Here is an 18457-nt window from a genome sequence, read left to right on the forward strand (position 1 = left end):
GCCCAGGAGTCGCCAGAGCCGCACAGAGCGACGAACGAGGCCGGGGCGGGGTGGAAGCTCTCAGAGGCGCTCAGCGGGCGGAGCCGGCGCGAGGGGCGGACCAGCCGGTTAGGCCAGCCCGCCCCTCGGCGGTGGTGGGGCGCTCAGGCGTCCACGGGCATGCTCTCCAGGGACTCCACGAGCGTCGGGATCTCGTTCCGGACGGTGCCGGGGCGGCGAGCGCGTCACCGTCCACGAGGAGGTCGAACGCCTCCGTGTCAGCCTGGTGGAGGAGCACGAGCCCTTCGAACGGAATCTCACCCGTCGCCGCGAGGCCCTCCAGGATGGTGCGCCATGCGATGGCGGGCTGGTTCGTGCGCTCGATGTCGGTGATGCGCTCGGCGGCAGGGTCCACCTGCACGAGTCGGTCCCACACCGCGCCCTGCACGAAGTCCACCACGGACTCGGGCTGGGGAGTCCTCCAGGACCTCCGGCATCGTCTCCAGGTTGTCGAGGATCGCGGCGAGGCGCACACGGTCGGCGTCCGCGATGATGCTCGGGAGGTCACGCCCGGCGTCGAGGAGCGCGCGCACCTTCGACCACTGGTGCGCCTGAAGCGCGATGATGTCGGCGCCCTTCGGTGCGAGGGCGTCGAGGACTGGCTGATGGTCGGGCGTGGTGGGCTCGACGGGCATGGCCGCGGTGAGGCGATCCCGGATCGTCTCCGTGGCGCTCCCTCCCCGGATCGCCGCCGAGGTTGAGGCGCACCTTGCCGCGGCGGCTGGCTTCGGGAAGTCGCCCCTGTTCCCTCGCGCTGATGGTGAGGCGATCACCGGGAACGCCCTCGGGCAGGCATGGCGCAAGGTGGCACGAAGCATCGGCCTGGGACAGTTCCACGTGCACGACGTGAGGCACGCGGGATTGACGATGGCGGCGCAGGGTGGCGCAACGACGCGCGAACTCATGGCGCGCGCCGGGCACTCCACAGCACGAGCGGCGCTCATCTACCAGCACGCCGCGGAGGAGCGTAACGTCGCCATCGCCGCGACGCTTGACATCCTCGCTGGGGGAGCGATGGAGCCTCGTGTACAGATGCGAAGCGCAGGCCTGGAGGCCGTCATTCGTCTGGAGATGCCGAGCGGATAGGTCCGGCTACTGGGTAGGAACGCCGGGAGCAAACCCGGGGGGCATTACCTGCATCATCTGCATTGACTTGATGACCGCGCGGCCCAACTGGTTTTCAGTGATCTTCTGCGTTGGCGTCATGCCGAGCGTGTGCATGTAGGCGTGGTGCACAGAGAGCACGGCGTCCTGGAGCGCCGGATCGCTTTCGAGGTCCTCGACCTCAATGGCGTACTCCCTTAGTTGATCCGCTCGAATCCCGCGTCCGTGCGCGATATGTATGGTGTCATTCGCGAAGAACTCGGCCGCCACACGGGCTCGGTCAGCGCGGTCATCACGGCCAATGAACATGTGCTCGCGCAGGTACTCCTCGACTAGCGTCTTAGAGAGTCGGGTCGAGTCATCGCACATCTCTAGGAGCCCGGGGAAGTACTGCTGGAGGGTGGGCATCCATGCGCTCAGGGCGCTTGGGTCGCTCTTGCACTCCTCCTTCGCGCGGTCGAACTGTCGGAGGATCGCGCCAGCAGGGACACTCCCGGCAGGGGTCACGAGTTGGGGGTCAATGGGGCCCAACTGAGAGTGCCGCCCCATCATGATTCGGTCCGCGGCGAGCGACCACATTGTGGCGGCAGACATCGCTGCCACCGGCACGATCACACGGACGTCATCAAACATCGCGCGCATATAGCGGACAAGGCTGTCGGCCGCAGTGGGGTCGCCTCCGGGGCTGTGGATGAGGAGGTCGAGGCCCTTGCTTCGATCAAGGTCCTTGAAGACCTCCATCAGACCGTGCACGTCGGTGAGATTGATCGACACATCTGGGGAGTTCGAGCCCATCCAGTCCGTGTAGTACGTGACTGTATTGCGCTCGGTGATCTGGTGCAGGGCGATGAGGTAGTGGCGACGCATCCCATCGAGGTCCACAGCGCCCGTCTGTTGGTCTGTCCAGCGCGTGTTGATCTCGGTGAGAATCTCACCCCAAGTCGGCATACGTCAGCGTCGCGTGAAGTTCGTGGATGTTGACATCGTGGCGCGCGCCACCGTGTGACTGGTGGGGGTGTAACGGGTTGCCTCGTGCGCTGCGCCGTATGTCTTGAGTACTTCCGCGATGCCGGGGATCTCCCGAGTGCGTGCAACGAGGGCGTCGAGTTCAGGCGTGGTGGGCATGGTCGAATTGTTGCATATGAGGCTATCCGCGGGCAGTTAATTTTCCCGAGAGCGGAGCGCTACTGGCACGGGGATGACACGAGTGCGCCTGGAGGCGGCTATCTGCTGGGAGACGGTGGCGGACGTGATCAGCGCCTGACCTGGGGATAACCCTGTGGAGGGGCTGACGGGAATCGAACCCGCGCTATCTGCTTGGGAAGCAGAAGTTCTGCCATTGAACTACAGCCCCGTACCTGTTCCGGAGAGCAGGTGAAGGCCAGCCTACCCGCCACGGTCGCGTTGGCCAAAGTGTCGAAGGCTGCGGGCAACTAGGCTGGGGCCGTGCTTCTCAGCGATCGCGACATCAAGGCAGAACTCGCATCTGGCCGCATCGGCCTCGACCCGAGCGAGCCCGAGATGATTCAGCCGTCGAGCATCGACGTGCGTCTCGACCGGTACTTCCGGCTGTTCGACAACCACAAGTATCCGTTCATCGATCCGTCCGAGGATCAGCCGGAGCTCACACGCCTGATCGAGGTCGATCCGGAGGAGCCGTTCATCCTGCACCCGGGGGAGTTCGCCCTGGGTGCGACGTACGAGCAGGTGACGCTGCCCGACGATGTGGCCGCCCGCCTCGAGGGCAAGTCCTCGCTCGGTCGTCTCGGTCTCATCACGCACTCGACGGCCGGGTTCATCGACCCCGGCTTCACGGGGCATGTGACGCTCGAGTTGGCGAACGTGGCGACGCTGCCGATCAAGCTGTGGCCGGGCATGAAGATCGGTCAGCTGTGCTTCTTCCGCCTGACCTCGCCCGCCGAGAACCCCTACGGCTCGGGCCCCTACGGCAACCGCTACCAGGGTCAGCGCGGCCCCACGGCCTCGCGGTCGCACCTGAATTTCCACCGGACAGACGTCGGCGTGACCGACATCGGAGCAGTCGGAGGCTGACATGAGTGATGACAGCAGGACCACGCAGGATCCGCAGGACCCGCAGATTCCCCCGCGCGACGCTGTCATCCCGCCCGATGCGCCCGAGACGCCGATCCCCGAGGGGCTGCTCACGGACGTTCCCGATATTCCGATCGCGGATGCCGTCATCCCGCCGCCTCCGCCCGAGCTGATGCCGTCGTCGCGACGCACGCGCCCGAAGCCGGCGATCCTCGATGACGATGCGCCGTCGGCGGCGGCCGAGGACTGGGCGAGGCCGTCGGTGGCCCCCGAGGTGCCGTTGTCCGGCGGGTACCGCGGCTTCTCCATCGCGGTGTTCGGCGTCCTGTTCCTGCTGCTCGCGGCCGCGGTCGTCGTGGGCATCTACCTGGTGACCAGCACGACCTTCCCGTTCGCCGCAGCCGACCCGTCGGTTTCGCTCGCCGTCGCGTCGCTCGGCGGCGCACTGCCGCTCTGAGCGCGAATGACGTGGGAGCTGCGCCCGAGCACGAGTGACGACGCCGCTTGGATCGCCGAGCTGCGCGCCGTCGTGCTGCGCGACGACCTGGAGCGCCTGGGCATCTACGACCCGGTGCGGGTGCGGCGACGCCTTCTCGACGCCTTCGATCCCGCGCTCACGCAGGTGATCGTCGTCGCCGGGCGAGATGCCGGATCCATCGCCCTGCGTCCGGATGCGCAGGGCGCCCTATGGATCGAGCACTTCTATCTCGATGCCGATCTGCAGGGGCGCGGCATCGGTCGGGGCGTCCTCGAGCGGATGCTGTCGGAGCGCACCGCGACCTTCCGCCTCAACGTGCTGCAGGGGAGCCCGGCGTATCGGCTCTACGCGCGGCTGGGCTTCGTCGTCGAGCATGAGGATCCGATCGACCTGTTCCTGGTGCGCCCGCCGCACTGAGAGTCAGCTGGCGGCGTGCCCGTGGCCGAAGCCGTGACCGCGCCCGTGGCCGAAGCCGCGCCCGTGGCCGAAGCCCCGTCCGTGACCGCCGAAGCCGTGAAGACGTCCGCGTCCGCGGGGAAGAGGGTTCGCCTCGTCCCATCCGAATGCGCGGGCGATCTTCTCGAGCGAGGCGAGCGTCGTGGCCATCTCCTCGGGGGAGACGGCGTCGGCGACCTTCGCGCGGATGCCGTCGACGGCGGCGCCGAGGCGTTCCTTCGCGGCACGGCCGTCGTCGGTCAGGGCCCAACCGTCGCCGTCGGCGATGACCCAGCCGCGCTCGACCAGTCGCTGCAGCTTGTGTGCGTGCAGCGGTCGGCGGGCGGGCATCGTGCCGTCGACGACATTGAGCAGGCGCCAGTCGCGGCGGCCGGCGCGCTCGTTCTCGAACGCGGTGGCGAACTCGTCGGCCAGCAGGCGGTCGGTGACCTTCAGCCAGAAGCCGAACGGGCGGGTGTTCTCAGAGGTGTGTGATTCAGAGGTGTTCATGGAAGTCCTTTTGTTGTCATGATGCATGTGTATGCCACAGTGCATGTACATGTAGTGTGACATGCGGTACGGATGCATGTCAAGTCGCATGTAAAATCGACACATGTCCTCCGATGAGATCGATCCGGCCGAAGCCGTCGCGCACGCGCTGTCCCGCCTGCGGGGCCGCCGTCCCCATGGTCATGGCCGCCCCGGAGGGCCCCCGTGGATGGGTGATCCGTCAGCGCGCATCGCCGGTCCGGCGCGCATGAGGATGCTTGAGGCGCTCGCCGCGGCATCCACGCCGCTGAGTGTGAGCGCGCTCGGTGAGGCCATCGGCGTCGATCAGCCGCGCGCCTCGCGGCTGGTGCAGCAGGGAGTCGATCACGGGGTGGTGCGTCGCGAGGCCGACCCGGATGACGCGCGCCGCACCCGCATCGCCCTGACAGACGAAGGCCGCCGGTTCGCCGGCGGCATGCGGGGGGAGCGCCGCGAGCACCTCGGTCGTGCGCTGGAGTCGTTCACCACCGACGAGCGCACCGAGCTGGCGCGACTGCTGAACAAGCTCGCCGACAACTGGCACTGATCTTCGCCGTGTACGGAAATCTGCCGTACAATCATGAGATGACCGCACCCCTGAAAAACCGCCGCATCGAACTGCGGGTCACTTCGGCGCAGAAGTCGGCGATCGAAGAGGCTGCGGCGCTGCAGGGGCGATCTGTGACCGACTTCTCGGCCGAGGCGTTGACGCAGCGTGCGGAAGAGGTCATCCAGCGCGACCGTCAACTGCGCGTCGACGCCATCCGGTTCGACGCCTTCCTCGAGGTGCTCGACCGACCAGCCCGCAGTGTCCACGGACTCCGCGAACTGCTGACGCGCGAATCCATCTTCGTTGACTGAGTTCCTGACTCCTCGTCCGCTCGCGCCGGGGGATCGGGTCAGCGAGTTCCGGTGCGGGGAGGAGCAGCTCGACGCGTGGCTGCGCGGCCGCGCGCGCGGCAATGAACGTTCGGGAGCATCGCGCACCCTGGTGTCGGTGACTCGCGAGGGGCGGGTCGCCGGGTATTACTGCCTCTCCTCGAGCTCGATCGTCCGCGATTCGGTGCCGGCAGAGCTTGCGCGGCAGCAGCCCGATCCGATCCCGGTGGTGCTGCTCGGCCGACTCGCGGTCGACGAGTCGTTCGCCGGAGTCGGACTGGGCGCGTCGCTGCTGCAGCACGCCACATCGCGAGCGATCGAGGCTGCAGAGGCCATCGGCATCCGTGCCATCCTCGTGCATGCGATGACCGAGGAGGTCGTTCCGTTCTACGAACGATTCGGCTTCACGCGGTTCCCCGGGCAGGATCGCACGCTGTACCTTCTCCTCGCGGACGCTCGCGCGACTCTCATCTGACGCCGCAGCCCCCGGCTCTAGCGCGGCGCCTTCACGGGCAGCAGCAGCAGGAATCCGATGATGAGCACGATCATGATGCCGAGAATGCCGAAGGCGGTTTGGCTCGTCAGCGCGATCAGGATCGTCCACGCGCCCGAGGCCATCCAGCTCGCGGCGCGCCCGGTCGTGGCGTAGAGGCCGAAGATCTCGCCCTCGCGTCCGGCCGGCGTGACGCGGGCGAGGAACGAGCGGGCGGCAGCCTGCGCCGGACCGACGAACGCGCAGAGAATGAGTCCGCCGATCCAGAAGACCATGGTGCCGCCGTCGCGCAGCACGAACACCGCGAGCCCCGCGACGATCATCGCGCCGATCGAGGCGAGGATGATGCGCTTGGGCCCGACGCGGTCGTCGAGGCGCCCGGCGATGATCGTCGAGACACCGGCGATGAGGTTCGCGGCGATGCCGAAGATGATGATGTCCTGCGCGCCGAACTTGAACACCGCGGTGCCGATGATCGCACCGAAGGCGAAGACGCCGCCGAGACCGTCGCGGAAGACGGCGCTCGAGAGCAGGTACCAGAACGTCGGACGCGTCTCGGGGTCGCGGTACAGACCGCGCACGTCCTGCACCAGCAGCACGTACGACCGGAAGAAGCCGACCCGGCGCTCGGGGCGTCCGAGCGAGGGCTCGGGCACGTTGAGGAAGATCGGGATGCTGAAGATCACGGCCCAGACGGCGCATCCGACCGCGATCAGGCGATAGGCCAGCCCGTTCTCGGTCGACATGCCGAACCAGTCGAACGTGTCGAGGACGACCACGATCACGAGCGCGATGATGCCGCCGAGGTAGCCGAAGCCCCATCCCAGGCCCGAGATCCGGCCGACGTTCTTCGGGTTCGCGATGCCGATCAGCATGGCGTTGGAGTTGACCGCTGCGATCTCCTGGAACACCGTCGCGGCCGAGATCAGCGCGACGCCCAGCCAGAACAGGCTCGGGGTCGGCTCGACGAACCACAGACCGAGCATGCAGAACACCAGCGCGCCGGTGCCGATGCCGAGCCAGAGCTTCTGGCGCCCCGCGGCATCCGCCCGCTGGCCGAGCACGGGTGCGAGCAACAGGATGCCGAACGCGGCGATGGTCGATCCCAGCCCGAGACCCGAGGCGAGTTCCGCCTCGGCGGCCATCCGGATCGGGTCATCGGCGTCGAGGGCGGCGACCTCAGCCGGAAGGAAGCCGGAGCCCACCAGGTACAGCGCCGTGAAGACGAAGGTGAGGATGACGGTGTTGAACGGCTGCGTCGCCCAGTCCCACAGCGCCCACGAGTACACCTGCTTCTTGGGGGCAGGAGTCTCGCCGCGCAGATCGAGGCCGATCACGGCCACGGCGCCGCTGTTGGCAGTCGCCGGAGGCTCGGGAACGTCCGAGCGGGAATCGCGTGCACTCATGCTCGAAGTCTGGCCGTGCCCGGTGAACGGGCGGTGACGGCGCGCCGCGCCGAGATTCCGGTCACAGGACGCTTCCGGTCATAGGGCGCTGCCGCGTCACAGGGCGCTGCCGCGGATGATGCGCACGGGACCCTTCGCCTGGTCGACCTGCACGGGTTCGCCCTTCTGCGTCACCACGACCTCATCACGTGCGGCGAGTTCGCCTGCGACGCGGCGAACATCGGCCATGCGGCTGCGCCACGACTCGCCCCCGATCGCGCGGGCGACGTCGCTCGGGCAGATCGACGACTCCGCGCGCTTGCGGGTGAGGGCACGCATGGTGGCGGCCGCGCGCTCGGCGAAGTCGGCGTCGGATGCCTCGTCCCACCACGGGGCGCCGCGCTCGCCGAGGGCGACCTTCGCGTCCTGCACCCGCCGGCGCGCGTCGGGCTCGGACGCCTTGACCGCTCGCCGCGCAGCCATCAGCTCGTCGACCAGCTCCTGTCGGAAATTCTCGGGAATGGACGGGTCGCTCGCGCGCCACTTGCGCCCGTTCACGACGATGTGACGCCCGTCGTCGGTGCGCTCGACTCCGTCGGCCTCTGTATCGGTTCCTGAGCCGGCCTCTGCATCCATTCCTCCACCCTGCCGTGCCGCCTGCCCGGGAGCCAGCCCCTTGCGCGCGGGCCCCGCCCCCCGCGCGGCCCGTTCCGGTCGCAGTTCCTGCCGCCCCGGCATCCGCCCCGCCCGTTCCGGTCGCAGTTTCTGCCGCCGGGCCGCCGCCCCTCCCGTTCCGGTCGCAGTTCCTGCCGCCGGGCCGCCGGCGGGACGGCGTCAACTGCGACCGGAACCTCCCCACGGCATCCAACCGCCCGCCCCGGCGACGGAACCACCGCCCACCTCGGTGACCAGGTCGTGCGCCCCGCCCACGGCCGACACCAGCACCGTCTCCTCCATGTCGAGGAGCACGGGGTCGAGGCCGCGATCGCGCGCATGCTGCAGCGCGTCGGCGACAAGCCGCTGTACGTCTCGATCGACATCGACGTGCTCGACCCCGCGCATGCTCCCGGCACGGGCACGCCCGAGGCGGGCGGGCTCACGAGCCGGGAGCTGCGGCGGATCCTGCGGGCGCTCAGCGCGAAGGACATCGTCGGGGCCGACGTGGTCGAGGTCTCGCCGGCCTACGACCACGCGCAGATCACGGGAATCGCCGCGAGTCACGTGGTCTACGAGCTCGTCTGCCTGCTCGCCGCGCGCCTCGGGCGGCCCTGACCCTACTTCTTGTCGCCGAACGGATCCATGTCGTACTCGCAGCTGGTCGTCTCGGTCGTGCCGTCCTGGAAGAAGGCCGTCAACGCGGCAGACCCGCATCGTGACGCGTTCGCGGCGCCGCCGTGGACGTCGTCGTCGATCGCGAGGATGCTTCCACCGACCTCGTCCTGCAGAGCCTTCGCGAGCGATGCCGGCGTGACGATCTCCTGGGAATGGCTTACGAGCAGGAGAGCAGCACCGGTGTCCTTGAGCGCGGCGGGACGAGGAGCGAGATCCTCAGGCCACTCCGCGCAGAACCCGAAATAGTACGCCTGAGCGGCGGTCCAGGTCTCAGGGTGGTCCGTGCGCAGACGAGAGATGTCCTGCCAGGCCGACGCTGCGGTCTGCTCGGGCTTCCAGTCGTTGCAGAGGTACGCCGCTTCGGTCCCATCGGCCACGGTGTCTGTTCCCGGCTCCACGGCGGTGAGCGTGCCGAGCGCTTTCTGCACGGAGAGGATCATCGGGATGGCTTCGGCCCAGAGACGCTTGGGCGCGAACATGAAACTCTCGAAGGTGTATTCACCCACAGGTGAGTCATTGACCGTCACCTGCTTCCCCTGCAACTTCGTCGTGATGTCGACGAGTGACGCCACGACCGCCTCGGGCGTCGCGCCCAGGGCGGCGCCCTCAGGGACGGAGGCGACGAACTCGGCGAACTCCTGGAGCTTCGGTCCTGCGACCTCGAGCACCTCGTCCTGCATCGTCGCGAGATCCACGTCGGGCGTCACGGCGGAGTCCAGCACCATCTCGTCGACACTGTCTGGGAACAACGACTGGAACACCGCGCCCAGGTAGGTCCCCCAGGAGAGGCCTAGGTAGTCGACCTTCTTCTGGCCGATGGCCAGGCGGATCGATTCCATGTCGCGCGCGGTCACCTCGGCGCGCATCGAGGCGACGTACTCCTCGTTGTCGTCGATGCAGGCCTCGCGATCTGCGGTCTGCGCTGTGATCGCGGCGGTGAGCTCCTTCTCGGTGGCTTCGAACCCTGTCAACGTCGTGGCCTCGGCGAGACACGAGAGAGGGGCGCTGATCCCGGTGCCGCGCGGGTCGAAACCGACCAGGTCGTGATCCTTCGCGAGATCCGTCAGGAGCGCCGTGCCCAGACCCGGCAGCTGACGGCCCCCCGTGCCGGGACCGCCGGGGTTCATCAGCAGAGTCTCCGTCTCGCCCTTCTTCCCCGTCGCGGGGAGTTTCGACAGAGCGATCTCGGTCATCTCACCCTCGGGGTCGGAGTAGTCGACGGGCACCGCGAGCGTGGCGCACAGGAACCCCTCCGTGCCGTTGGCCTCGGCGTCGTCGGCCGAGCACTCGCTCCACTTGACGGGCTTCGGCTTCCACTCGGGCGTCGAGCTCGTCGATCCACTCGCCGTGCACCCGGAAAGCACCACGATCGCGGCGGCCAGTGCTGCCGTCGTCGCCCACAGTCGGTTCTTCATCAAGATCTCTCCTATCGTCGAACGCCAGCGCGTTCGGCTCCCAAGTCTTGAGTACGGCGAACCGGGTGACATCCTCCCGCGGGGCCGATCTCGTCGTCCCATGGGACGAGATCGCACCCCACCCCGGACGAATCGTCGGATGCGGCGGACGCCTGGTCGGGCGACGGCATCCGGCCCCTGCGAGTCTGAGGGAATGACAACCACCGCGCCCACCCCCACCGCCGCGCCCGCAGGTCGCGAGCGCATCCGCTACGGCGGACTGATCGTCCTCATGCTGATGGGCTTCTTCCTCGTCACGGCAGAGTTCCTGCCCAACGGGGTGCTCACCGAGATGGCCGTCGCGCTGGGCGTCACCCCCGGTCAGGCAGGACAGACGGTGACCGTCACGGCGCTGGTGGGGCTCGTCGTGGCGCCCACGATCGGGCTGATGTTCCCCCGGCTCGACCGCCGCTCGCTGCTGATCTGGATGGCGCTCGCCGCGGCCGTGTCGAACCTCATCGTGGCGATCTCGCCGAACCTGATCATCATCCTGCTGGCGCGGTTCCTGCTGGGCGCGGCGATCAGCGCGTTCTGGGCCATGTCGATCACGGTCGCAGCGCGGCTCGCGGGCCCCGCGCACCTGGGCCGCGGCGTCATGTTCACCTCGGCGGGCGTCTCGCTCGCGACGGTGGCGGGTGTGCCGCTCGGCGTCATGCTGAGCGAGCTCGTCGACTGGCGTGCGGTGTTCGCGATCGCCGGCGTCGTGACCGCCCTGCTCGCGATCGCCCTGCGCGCGCTGCTGCCCTCGGTGCCCGCGGCCCAGGCCTCGAGCATCGGTCTGCTGGTCGACACCCTGCGCCGGCGGGGGATCGGACTCGGCATGGCCGGTCACATGCTCGTGGTTCTCGGACACTTCTCGGCGTACACCTACGTGCGCCTCGCGCTCGAGCGCATCCCCGGGGTCGACGCCTCGACGATCGTCGTGCTGCTGGCCCTCTTCGGCCTCGGCGGACTCGTCGGCAACATCACGATCGGCCTCGTGATCGACCGGACGTTCGCGTTCTTCTCGGTCTTCGCGCCGCTCGTGATCGCGGTGTCGGTGATCGCGATGATCCTGTTCTCGGGGTCGGTCTTCGGCGTCGGGGCGATCGTGTTCGTCTGGGGCTTCTTCTTCTCGTCGTGGCTGATCGTGGTCAACACCTGGGCGGGGCACCGGATGCCGGATCGCCTCGAAGCCGGCGGAAGCCTGGTCGTGGTCGGATTCCAGGGCGCGATCGCGCTCGCGGCCGGAGTCGGCGGCATCCTCGTCGACACCCTGAGCGTCGAGCTGGTGTACGTGATCGGGGCGGTGTCGCTCGTCGTGGGCGCCGGGCTGTTCGGGGCCTCGAACCGGATGCGGTAGGCCGGATGCGCTAGGCCGGAGGCGTTACGCCGGAACCGCCGTCCGGTGGGATGCGCGCCAGGCGGAGGGGGTCATGCCGGTGCGTCGGCGGAAGGCGCGGCTGAACCCCTCGTCCGAGGTGTAGCCCAGCTCGCGTGAGATCTCGCTCACCGATCGTCCGGTGTCGAGCATCCGCTTCGCCGCGTCGATCCGCACCTCGGTGACGTAGTCCGCGGGGGAGCGACCGACCGCGCTCCGAAAGCGCTCGGCGAAGGTCGATCGCGACATGGCGCCGACGCCGGCGAGGCGTTCGACGGTCCATTCGCGGCCGGGCGCCTCGTGGATGGCTTCGACGACGCGGTCGAGGAACGGGTCGTTCGATCGCGAGGGCCAGCCGTCGGGAGCGCAACCGTTCGCGGCCCAGGCGCGGATGACCGAGAGCAGCACGGTCATCGCCATCATGCGGCAGATCACGGGGTCGCCCTGGCGTGTGGGCAGGACAGGCGGATCGGCGATGCCCATGGTGCCGGCGAGGGCGGCCGCCGCGGGTTCGAGCGCGTCGAAGCCGGTGACCGTGATCGCGTCGGGAAGCACCGCACTCAGGCGCGATGCGGTGTCGGAGAGCACGAGGTCGACGACCACGAGATCGGCGCCGGCATCCGCGTGCAACGCCACCGGAGACGCCCCGAAAGTGAGGAACGCGTCGCCGGCGAGCAGCCGGTCGGAGCCGACGGTCAGCGCGAGGTGCTGTGAGTCGCGGTCGACGTCGAGGTGGCAGCGCGAGGTGAGCGGCGGATGCCCCTGCACGCTGCCGCCCGCGATGTAGACGAGGGTCACGGCGCCCGGGTTCAGCGGCAGCAGCCCGCCGGGGCGGAGAGCGACGCGTCGGGCGATGCCGACCTCGAGGTCGACGGAGGTGAGCACCTGCGAGAGCGCGTCAGCATCCACCGTCACCATGTCTTCGCCAACGTCCGCTCCCGTCGCGATATTCCGGATGACGCGCCGCCGATACTCTGGAGGGACCCCACCCGAGGAGAGCCGTGTTCCGTTCCCCCGCCCGTCTGTACCGCGCACTCGCGATCGCCGAGGCCATCACCTGGACCATCCTGATCGCCGCCATCATCGCCCGCGCGGTCGGAGCACCCGGCGTCGTGGTGACGATCGGCGGCGGCATCCACGGATTCATCTTCCTCGCCTATGCGGCCACCGCCGTGCTGGTCGCCCTCAATCAGCGCTGGCACCTGGGTGTGGCCGCGCTCGCCGTGGTGAGCGCGGTGATCCCCTACGCCACGATCCCCACCGAGATCTGGCTGCAGCGCACCGGCCGGCTCGACGGCGCCTGGCGACTCGAGCCGGGTGACGACCCGCGCGACCACCGCTGGTACGACCGCCTGATGCGCTGGTTCCTGCGGCGTCCGTGGGTGCTCGCGCTGCTGCTCGCCGTCGGCATCGTCGCGCTCTACGTGATCCTGCTGCTGGTCGGCCCGCCCGGAGGCAAGTAAGGAGTCAGCGCCTTTCAGTGCGCCGTCGTCAGTGCGCCTTTCAGTGCGCCGTCGCGATGCCGACGAGGTCGTGCACGATGACCGCGGCCACGCGTGCACCCGCTCCGGCGGCGACGATGAGCTGCTGCGGACCGGGGGTGGCGGCGTCGCCGGCGGCATAGAGGCCGGGCACGTCGGTGCGTCCGCCCCGGTCGGTGAGCAGGTTGCCGGCGTCGTCGAGGGCGGGCGTGATGCCGTCGAGGAACGAGAGCTCCGTCTCCCACTCCGGCCGCACGAATCCGCCGTCGACCTCGATCGTGGTGCCGTCGGCCAGTCGGACGGCGTCGAGTCGGCCGTGATCGCCGACGAGCTCGACGATGGGCTGGCGCTGCACGGCGACTCCGGATGCCGCGAGTGCGGCCTCTTCCTCGGCGGTCACGGCGTCGGAGCCGTGGGTGAAGATGGTCAGGTTCTCGGTCCAGCGGGCGATGAGCCGGGCCCGATCCGAGAGGTCGGCCGATTCTCCGATCAGGGCCAGTCGGCGGTCCCGCATCTCCCACGCGTCGCAGGCGGCGCAGCTGAACAGGCTCATGCCGTAGAAGCCGCGCAGGTTCGGCACGTCGGGGAGAGTCTCGCGCAGGCCGGTGGCGAGCAGCACGGTCGGGGCCGACACCGTGTCAGACGGCTCGCGGCGGCCGATCTCGGCGAGGAAGCGCTCGCCGGTGCGGCGCAGCGACAGCACGCGTACTCGCGAGCGCAGCTCGATCGTGGGGTACGCGGCGAGCTCGGCACGCGCGAGTCGGCGCAGCTCGTGCGGCGGAATGCCGTCGCGCGTCAGGAACCCGTGCGAGTTGAGTGTGGCCGCGTTGCGCGGGCGGTCGGCGTCGATCACGAGCACCCGGGCGAGCGACCGACCGAGGTTGAGCGCGGCGGACAGCCCGGCAGGCCCACCGCCGATGATGATCACGTCGTACTCGGTGGCGTCGGTCACATCGGTCACGGGGGTCCTCTCGGAAGGCGGGAAAGGCTCGCCTCGTCTCAATCCTGCCAGCCCACGCGAGGGCGAGGATTGTTCATTTCTGTTAGTTCGCTTGGATCCCGGATGCCGGGGAACCTACGGTGTCGGGCATGACGAACGACGATGTTTCTCAGACCTCACCGGTGCTCGGTCGCCGGGCCCTTCTCCTCGGCGCCGGCGCGGCAGCCGCGACGGCGCTGACCGGTCCGCTGCGCGGTGGCGCGGATCCGGCGACGGCCGCCGAGGCGCGCGCGACGGCTGCCGACTGCGGCACTCTGGTGCATCAGGACGGGTTCGGCACCCCCAGCGCCGGCGCATGGACCGCACGCCGCTATGACGGGAGCGGCGCCACCGTCGGCCCGGGCGACGTGTGGAGCGACCGCACGCTGTTCCCTCCCGCGCGCTACGCGATCGTGCCCGACCCCGCCGGCTCGGGGGAGTCGGTCATGCGGTTCACGGTGCCGGCCGATCAGACCTCATATCGCAGTGAGGTCGCCCGCCGGCAGTTCGACTTCGGGCGGTATCGCTACGGGGTCTCGCACTTCGTCCCCGACGACTATGTGCCGTATCGCTACGGCACGATCCTCGCGCAGTGGCACGGCTACACGCTTCCCGACGGGCGCGCGACGAACCCGCCGCTCGCGCTCCTGCTCAACGGTGCGCCAACGCCGACGTGGCAGTTCCACGTGTACCGACTGCAGGCCGATCTCACGACGACGCTCACGCGGCACGTGTTGCCGGTGCCGGCGACGACCGGAAGCTGGCACGACTGGACGATCGACATCACGTGGTCGACCGAGGCCGCGCCAGGGCGGGTGGTCGTCGCGAACGGCGGGGCGACGGTGCTCGACATCTCGGGCGTCAACAACTACCACCAGCAGTGGCCGCCGTACTTCCAGACCGGCATCTACCGCGCGTCGTGGAAGACCGGCGGGTACCCGGCTCAGCCCGATCTGCAGATCTGTCACCGCCGCATCACGGTGCACGATCTGCGGGGCTGCTGATCACATATCGGTATATCGGATGCCCCTCCTTTTCGTGGTCTGATCTGGGGTTGGAATGTCGGTGGTCCCTGATCTACTCGAGGTATGACGGCGCTGGTGGACGCGACAATTGAGCAGGTGGGGGCGTTGGACGCGCTCACCGAGATGCTCGTCGAGGTCGAGCGCACGATCAGCAGCATGCAGGCCGTGCGCGACGGCATCCTCGCCACGGGATCACGATTGGCACTGCAGGTCGCCGAACAGGCCGAGCACCCCGACCACGGCGATCTGACGCTGCGCACGGTGGCGGCCGAGATGGGCGCGGCACTGCGGGTGAGCGACCGCACGGTGCAGCGCCGCATGGCCGATGCGGTCTGGCGCGTCGAGCGGTTCCCGCTCGTCTGGGCGGCACAGGGCGCCGGGCGGCTCAGCGCCGCGCACGCGCGGGTCATCGCCGAAGCGGGCGAGCACCTCGACGATGCGGGGGCACGCGACCAGTACTCGTCGCAGATGATCGAATTCGCGCAGACCGAGTCCTCGAACCGAGTGGCGCGGATGGCGCGGCGCACGGCCGAACGCTTCCAGCCGCGCTCGATCGACGAACGGCACGAGAAGGCGCGTCACGGTCGACGCGTGTGGATCACCGACACCGCCGACGGCATGGCCCAGCTCGGGCTCATCGGCCCCGCCGCACTCGTGCACGGCGTCTTCGATCGGCTCACCCGCATGGCGACGGCAGTCGAGGAGCAGCGGCGGTCGGCGGCCACGCACGACGCGGCGGATGGTGCGGGTGCGTGTGCCGATGCGGATGCACGCACGCGTGACCAGTTGCGAACCGACCTGGCGCTCGAGCTGCTTCTCGCCGGAACGCCGCTCGCGCACGACACACCCGACGCGCTCCTCGGACGCATCGTGGGAACCGTGTCGATCACCGTCCCCGCGACCACCCTCCGGGGTCGCGACACGGCTCCGGCCGAGCTCGACGGCAGTGTCGCGATCGATCCGCACACGGCGCGGCAGCTCGCGGGTGCTGCCTCCGGCTGGGATCGCCTCTTCACTCACCCGGTCAGCGGCGCGTTGCTCGCCGTCGACCGCTACCGCCCGGGCGCCGACCTCAAGCGGCTCCTGCGCGCGCGTGATCAACGCTGTCGATTCCCGACCTGCGGCCACCTCGCCAACGATTCCGATATTGATCACACCCGTGACGCGGCACTCGGCGGCGCGACCGCGCACGAGAACCTCGGTCATCTCTGTCGACGACATCACACGCTCAAGCACCACTCTCCCTGGCAGGTCGAGCAACGCCCCGGAGGACTGTTCGCCTGGACCAGTCCCACCGGTCGCACGTACATCGACCGCCCACCGCCGCCGAACACGGTCACCTTCACCGAAGACACTTTCACCCGAGACGGCGCTCGACCTCCGTTCTGACAGTCCACGGGGCGACCCTCCCGGCGCGCCCTGACGCGAAGTTGAGCCGATTCATATCAAGTTCACTTTGACTCCAGCGCACCCTCGACGTACACTTGAGTCATCGCGACTCAGGTTTTCCTGATCGCCGCAGATTTCCGAATCCGCTCATCTTCCGTCAACAAAGGAGAAATCACATGGCACGTGCTGTTGGAATCGACCTCGGTACGACGAACTCCGTCGTCAGCGTCCTCGAGGGTGGCGAGCCGAAGGTCATCGCCAATGCCGAGGGCTTCCGCACCACCCCGTCGGTGGTCGCATTCACCAAGGACGGCGAGGTGCTGGTCGGCGAGACCGCCAAGCGCCAGGCCGTCACCAACGTCGACCGCACCATCGCGTCGGTCAAGCGCCACGTCGGCACGACCTGGTCGTTCGACGTCGACGGCAAGAAGTGGACGCCGCAGGAGATCTCCGCGCGCATCCTCATGAAGCTCAAGCGCGACGCCGAGTCCTACCTGGGCGACACCGTGACCGATGCGGTCATCACCGTCCCCGCGTACTTCAACGACGCCGAGCGTCAGGCCACCAAGGAGGCCGGCGAGATCTCGGGCCTCAACGTGCTCCGCATCATCAACGAGCCCACGGCCGCCGCTCTCGCCTACGGCCTCGACAAGGGCAAGGAAGACGAGCTCATCCTGGTCTTCGACCTGGGTGGCGGAACGTTCGACGTCTCGCTGCTCGAGGTGGGCAAGGACGACGACTTCTCGACGATCCAGGTGCGCTCCACCGCCGGTGACAACCGCCTCGGCGGCGACGACTGGGACCAGCGCCTCGTCGACTACCTGATCTCGCAGTTCAAGTCCACGACCGGTGTCGACGTCTCGGGTGACAAGATCGCCCTCCAGCGTCTCAAGGAGGCCGCGGAGCAGGCGAAGAAGGAACTCTCCTCGTCCACGAGCACGAGCATCAACCTGCCGTACCTGTCGCTCACCGACTCGGGCCCCGTCTCGCTCAGCGAGACCATCACCCGCGCCAAGTTCGAGGACCTCACCAAGGACCTCCTCGACCGCACCAAGAAGCCGTTCGAGGACGTCATCCGCGAAGCCGGCATCAAGGTGTCCGAGATCGACCACATCGTGCTGGTCGGCGGATCGACCCGTATGCCCGCCGTCGCCGAGCTCGTCAAGCGCGAGACCGGCAAGGAGGCCAACAAGGGCGTCAACCCGGATGAGGTCGTCGCTGTCGGCGCCGCGCTCCAGGCCGGCGTGCTGAAGGGCGAGCGCAAGGACGTCCTGCTCATCGACGTCACCCCGCTGAGCCTCGGCATCGAGACCAAGGGCGGAATGATGACCAAGCTCATCGACCGCAACACCGCGATCCCGACCAAGCGCAGCGAGACCTTCACCACGGCCGACGACAACCAGCCGTCCGTCGCGATCCAGGTCTTCCAGGGCGAGCGCGAGTTCACCCGCGACAACAAGCCGCTCGGAACGTTCGAGCTCACCGGCATCGCGCCGGCGCCCCGTGGCATCCCGCAGGTCGAGGTCACCTTCGACATCGACGCCAACGGCATCGTGCACGTGTCCGCCAAGGACAAGGGCACGGGCAAGGAGCAGTCGATGACGATCACCGGCGGCTCGTCGCTCTCGAAGGACGACATCGAGCGCATGGTGCGCGAGGCCGAGGAGAACGCGGCTGAAGACAAGAAGCGCCGCGAGGCCGCCGAGGTCCACAACCAGGCCGAGACGCTCGCGTACTCGATCGACAAGCTGATCAAGGACAACGACGACAAGCTCCCCGCCGACGTCAAGGAGTCGGTCCAGGCCGACGTCGACGCGCTCAAGACGGCGCTCGCCGGAGACGACGACGAGGCGGTCAAGACCGCGTTCGAGAAGCTGAGCGAGTCGCAGGGCAAGCTCGGCGAGGCCATCTACGCGCAGTCGCAGGCAGATGCCGCATCGGCGGCTCCGGCTGACGGCGAGGCGCCCACGGCTGACGAGACCTCCTCCGACGAGGATGTCATCGATGCCGAGGTCGTCGACGACGAGGACGAGAAGAAGTAGCC

21 protein-coding genes, 1 tRNA gene and 1 pseudogene are annotated in these 18457 nt (G+C 68.7%); 13 read left to right on the forward strand and 10 right to left on the reverse strand.

Annotation, left to right across the window (positions count from 1 at the left end; translation table 11 throughout):
• Nucleotides 1–70 precede the first annotated feature (70 nt).
• A complete protein-coding gene (locus tag AC2D10_RS12810; RefSeq protein WP_484708188.1) occupies nucleotides 71–439 on the reverse strand; it encodes a hypothetical protein in 369 nt (122 codons plus the stop codon).
• A gap of 266 nt (nucleotides 440–705) precedes the next feature.
• Between AC2D10_RS12810 and AC2D10_RS12815 the strand changes: the two genes are divergently transcribed.
• Nucleotides 706–1125: a tyrosine-type recombinase/integrase gene (locus AC2D10_RS12815; RefSeq protein WP_484708190.1), complete on the forward strand. Its 420-nt coding sequence runs from the start codon at nucleotides 706–708 to the stop codon at nucleotides 1123–1125.
• A gap of 6 nt (nucleotides 1126–1131) precedes the next feature.
• Here the strand turns inward: AC2D10_RS12815 and AC2D10_RS12820 are convergent, their stop codons facing one another.
• From AC2D10_RS12820 to AC2D10_RS12830, 3 genes are all read right to left on the reverse strand, one after another.
• A complete protein-coding gene (locus AC2D10_RS12820; RefSeq protein WP_484708192.1) occupies nucleotides 1132–2091 on the reverse strand; it encodes an SDH family Clp fold serine proteinase in 960 nt (319 codons plus the stop codon).
• Between the two features lie 3 nt (nucleotides 2092–2094).
• Nucleotides 2095–2268, reverse strand: a complete 174-nt coding sequence (locus AC2D10_RS12825) for a hypothetical protein (protein ID WP_484708193.1) — start codon at nucleotides 2266–2268, stop codon at nucleotides 2095–2097.
• A 155-nt stretch (nucleotides 2269–2423) separates the two neighbouring features.
• A tRNA-Gly gene (locus AC2D10_RS12830) sits at nucleotides 2424–2497 on the reverse strand.
• A gap of 92 nt (nucleotides 2498–2589) precedes the next feature.
• On the opposite strand from AC2D10_RS12830, the gene dcd reads away from it, so the two are divergent.
• Genes dcd through AC2D10_RS12845 form a run of 3 tightly spaced genes read left to right on the forward strand, consistent with a single transcriptional unit; the run spans nucleotide 2590 to nucleotide 4090 of the window.
• Entirely contained in the window at nucleotides 2590–3195 is a 606-nt protein-coding gene (gene dcd, locus AC2D10_RS12835) for a dCTP deaminase (protein WP_484708195.1), read from the forward strand.
• A 1-nt stretch (nucleotide 3196) separates the two neighbouring features.
• Nucleotides 3197–3652, forward strand: a complete 456-nt coding sequence (locus tag AC2D10_RS12840) for a hypothetical protein (RefSeq protein ID WP_484708196.1) — start codon at nucleotides 3197–3199, stop codon at nucleotides 3650–3652.
• A 6-nt stretch (nucleotides 3653–3658) separates the two neighbouring features.
• A complete protein-coding gene (locus AC2D10_RS12845) occupies nucleotides 3659–4090 on the forward strand; it encodes a GNAT family N-acetyltransferase (RefSeq protein WP_484708197.1) in 432 nt (143 codons plus the stop codon).
• 3 nt (nucleotides 4091–4093) lie between these two features.
• On the opposite strand, the gene AC2D10_RS12850 is transcribed toward AC2D10_RS12845, so the two are convergent.
• Nucleotides 4094–4618, reverse strand: coding sequence for a helix-turn-helix domain-containing protein (locus tag AC2D10_RS12850; protein ID WP_484708198.1), 525 nt, complete (start codon nucleotides 4616–4618; stop codon nucleotides 4094–4096).
• 103 nt (nucleotides 4619–4721) lie between these two features.
• Here AC2D10_RS12850 and AC2D10_RS12855 point away from each other — a divergent pair, with 103 nt between their 5' ends.
• The 3 genes from AC2D10_RS12855 to AC2D10_RS12865 are packed head-to-tail and all read left to right on the forward strand — an operon-like array spanning nucleotide 4722 to nucleotide 5990.
• A complete protein-coding gene (locus AC2D10_RS12855) occupies nucleotides 4722–5183 on the forward strand; it encodes a MarR family winged helix-turn-helix transcriptional regulator (RefSeq protein WP_484708201.1) in 462 nt (153 codons plus the stop codon).
• A 38-nt stretch (nucleotides 5184–5221) separates the two neighbouring features.
• Nucleotides 5222–5497 carry a type II toxin-antitoxin system TacA family antitoxin gene (locus AC2D10_RS12860; protein ID WP_484708202.1) on the forward strand — a complete coding sequence of 92 codons (276 nt, stop codon included), beginning with the start codon at nucleotides 5222–5224 and terminating at the stop codon, nucleotides 5495–5497.
• Complete coding sequence (locus tag AC2D10_RS12865; protein WP_484708203.1) at nucleotides 5490–5990, forward strand: GNAT family N-acetyltransferase; 501 nt, start codon at nucleotides 5490–5492, stop codon at nucleotides 5988–5990. The genes AC2D10_RS12860 and AC2D10_RS12865 overlap by 8 nt, the downstream gene beginning before the upstream one ends.
• Before the next feature lie 17 nt (nucleotides 5991–6007).
• Here the strand turns inward: AC2D10_RS12865 and AC2D10_RS12870 are convergent, their stop codons facing one another.
• Complete coding sequence (locus AC2D10_RS12870; protein ID WP_484708205.1) at nucleotides 6008–7414, reverse strand: MFS transporter; 1407 nt, start codon at nucleotides 7412–7414, stop codon at nucleotides 6008–6010.
• A gap of 96 nt (nucleotides 7415–7510) precedes the next feature.
• Nucleotides 7511–8029 (reverse strand): DUF3253 domain-containing protein, encoded by a 519-nt coding sequence (locus AC2D10_RS12875; protein ID WP_484708206.1) that lies wholly within the window; start codon nucleotides 8027–8029, stop codon nucleotides 7511–7513.
• 258 nt (nucleotides 8030–8287) lie between these two features.
• Here AC2D10_RS12875 and AC2D10_RS12880 point away from each other — a divergent pair.
• Nucleotides 8288–8665, forward strand: a pseudogene (locus tag AC2D10_RS12880) (arginase family protein); the annotation flags it as partial.
• Nucleotides 8666–8667: 2 nt separating this feature from the next.
• Here AC2D10_RS12880 and AC2D10_RS12885 read toward each other — a convergent pair.
• Nucleotides 8668–10140, reverse strand: coding sequence for an alpha/beta fold hydrolase (locus tag AC2D10_RS12885; protein WP_484708208.1), 1473 nt, complete (start codon nucleotides 10138–10140; stop codon nucleotides 8668–8670).
• A 193-nt stretch (nucleotides 10141–10333) separates the two neighbouring features.
• Between AC2D10_RS12885 and AC2D10_RS12890 the strand changes: the two genes are divergently transcribed.
• Nucleotides 10334–11521, forward strand: coding sequence for an MFS transporter (locus AC2D10_RS12890; RefSeq protein WP_484708209.1), 1188 nt, complete (start codon nucleotides 10334–10336; stop codon nucleotides 11519–11521).
• 24 nt (nucleotides 11522–11545) lie between these two features.
• On the opposite strand, the gene AC2D10_RS12895 is transcribed toward AC2D10_RS12890, so the two are convergent.
• Nucleotides 11546–12457, reverse strand: coding sequence for a helix-turn-helix domain-containing protein (locus tag AC2D10_RS12895; protein ID WP_484708211.1), 912 nt, complete (start codon nucleotides 12455–12457; stop codon nucleotides 11546–11548).
• Between the two features lie 83 nt (nucleotides 12458–12540).
• Between AC2D10_RS12895 and AC2D10_RS12900 the strand changes: the two genes are divergently transcribed.
• Entirely contained in the window at nucleotides 12541–13002 is a 462-nt protein-coding gene (locus AC2D10_RS12900; protein ID WP_484708213.1) for a DUF3817 domain-containing protein, read from the forward strand.
• A 40-nt stretch (nucleotides 13003–13042) separates the two neighbouring features.
• On the opposite strand, the gene AC2D10_RS12905 is transcribed toward AC2D10_RS12900, so the two are convergent.
• On the reverse strand, nucleotides 13043–13981 hold the full coding sequence (locus AC2D10_RS12905) for an NAD(P)/FAD-dependent oxidoreductase (protein WP_484708215.1): 939 nt from the start codon (nucleotides 13979–13981) through the stop codon (nucleotides 13043–13045).
• A gap of 128 nt (nucleotides 13982–14109) precedes the next feature.
• Between AC2D10_RS12905 and AC2D10_RS12910 the strand changes: the two genes are divergently transcribed.
• From AC2D10_RS12910 to dnaK, 3 genes are all read left to right on the forward strand, one after another.
• On the forward strand, nucleotides 14110–15003 hold the full coding sequence (locus tag AC2D10_RS12910) for a heparin lyase I family protein (protein ID WP_484708217.1): 894 nt from the start codon (nucleotides 14110–14112) through the stop codon (nucleotides 15001–15003).
• 84 nt (nucleotides 15004–15087) lie between these two features.
• Nucleotides 15088–16413 carry an HNH endonuclease signature motif containing protein gene (locus tag AC2D10_RS12915; protein WP_484708218.1) on the forward strand — a complete coding sequence of 442 codons (1326 nt, stop codon included), beginning with the start codon at nucleotides 15088–15090 and terminating at the stop codon, nucleotides 16411–16413.
• A gap of 176 nt (nucleotides 16414–16589) precedes the next feature.
• Nucleotides 16590–18455, forward strand: a complete 1866-nt coding sequence (dnaK, locus tag AC2D10_RS12920) for a molecular chaperone DnaK (RefSeq protein ID WP_484708220.1) — start codon at nucleotides 16590–16592, stop codon at nucleotides 18453–18455.
• The last annotated feature ends 2 nt before the right edge of the window (nucleotides 18456–18457 follow it).

It is taken from the genome of Microbacterium sp. PI-SA-G (genome assembly GCF_057215335.1).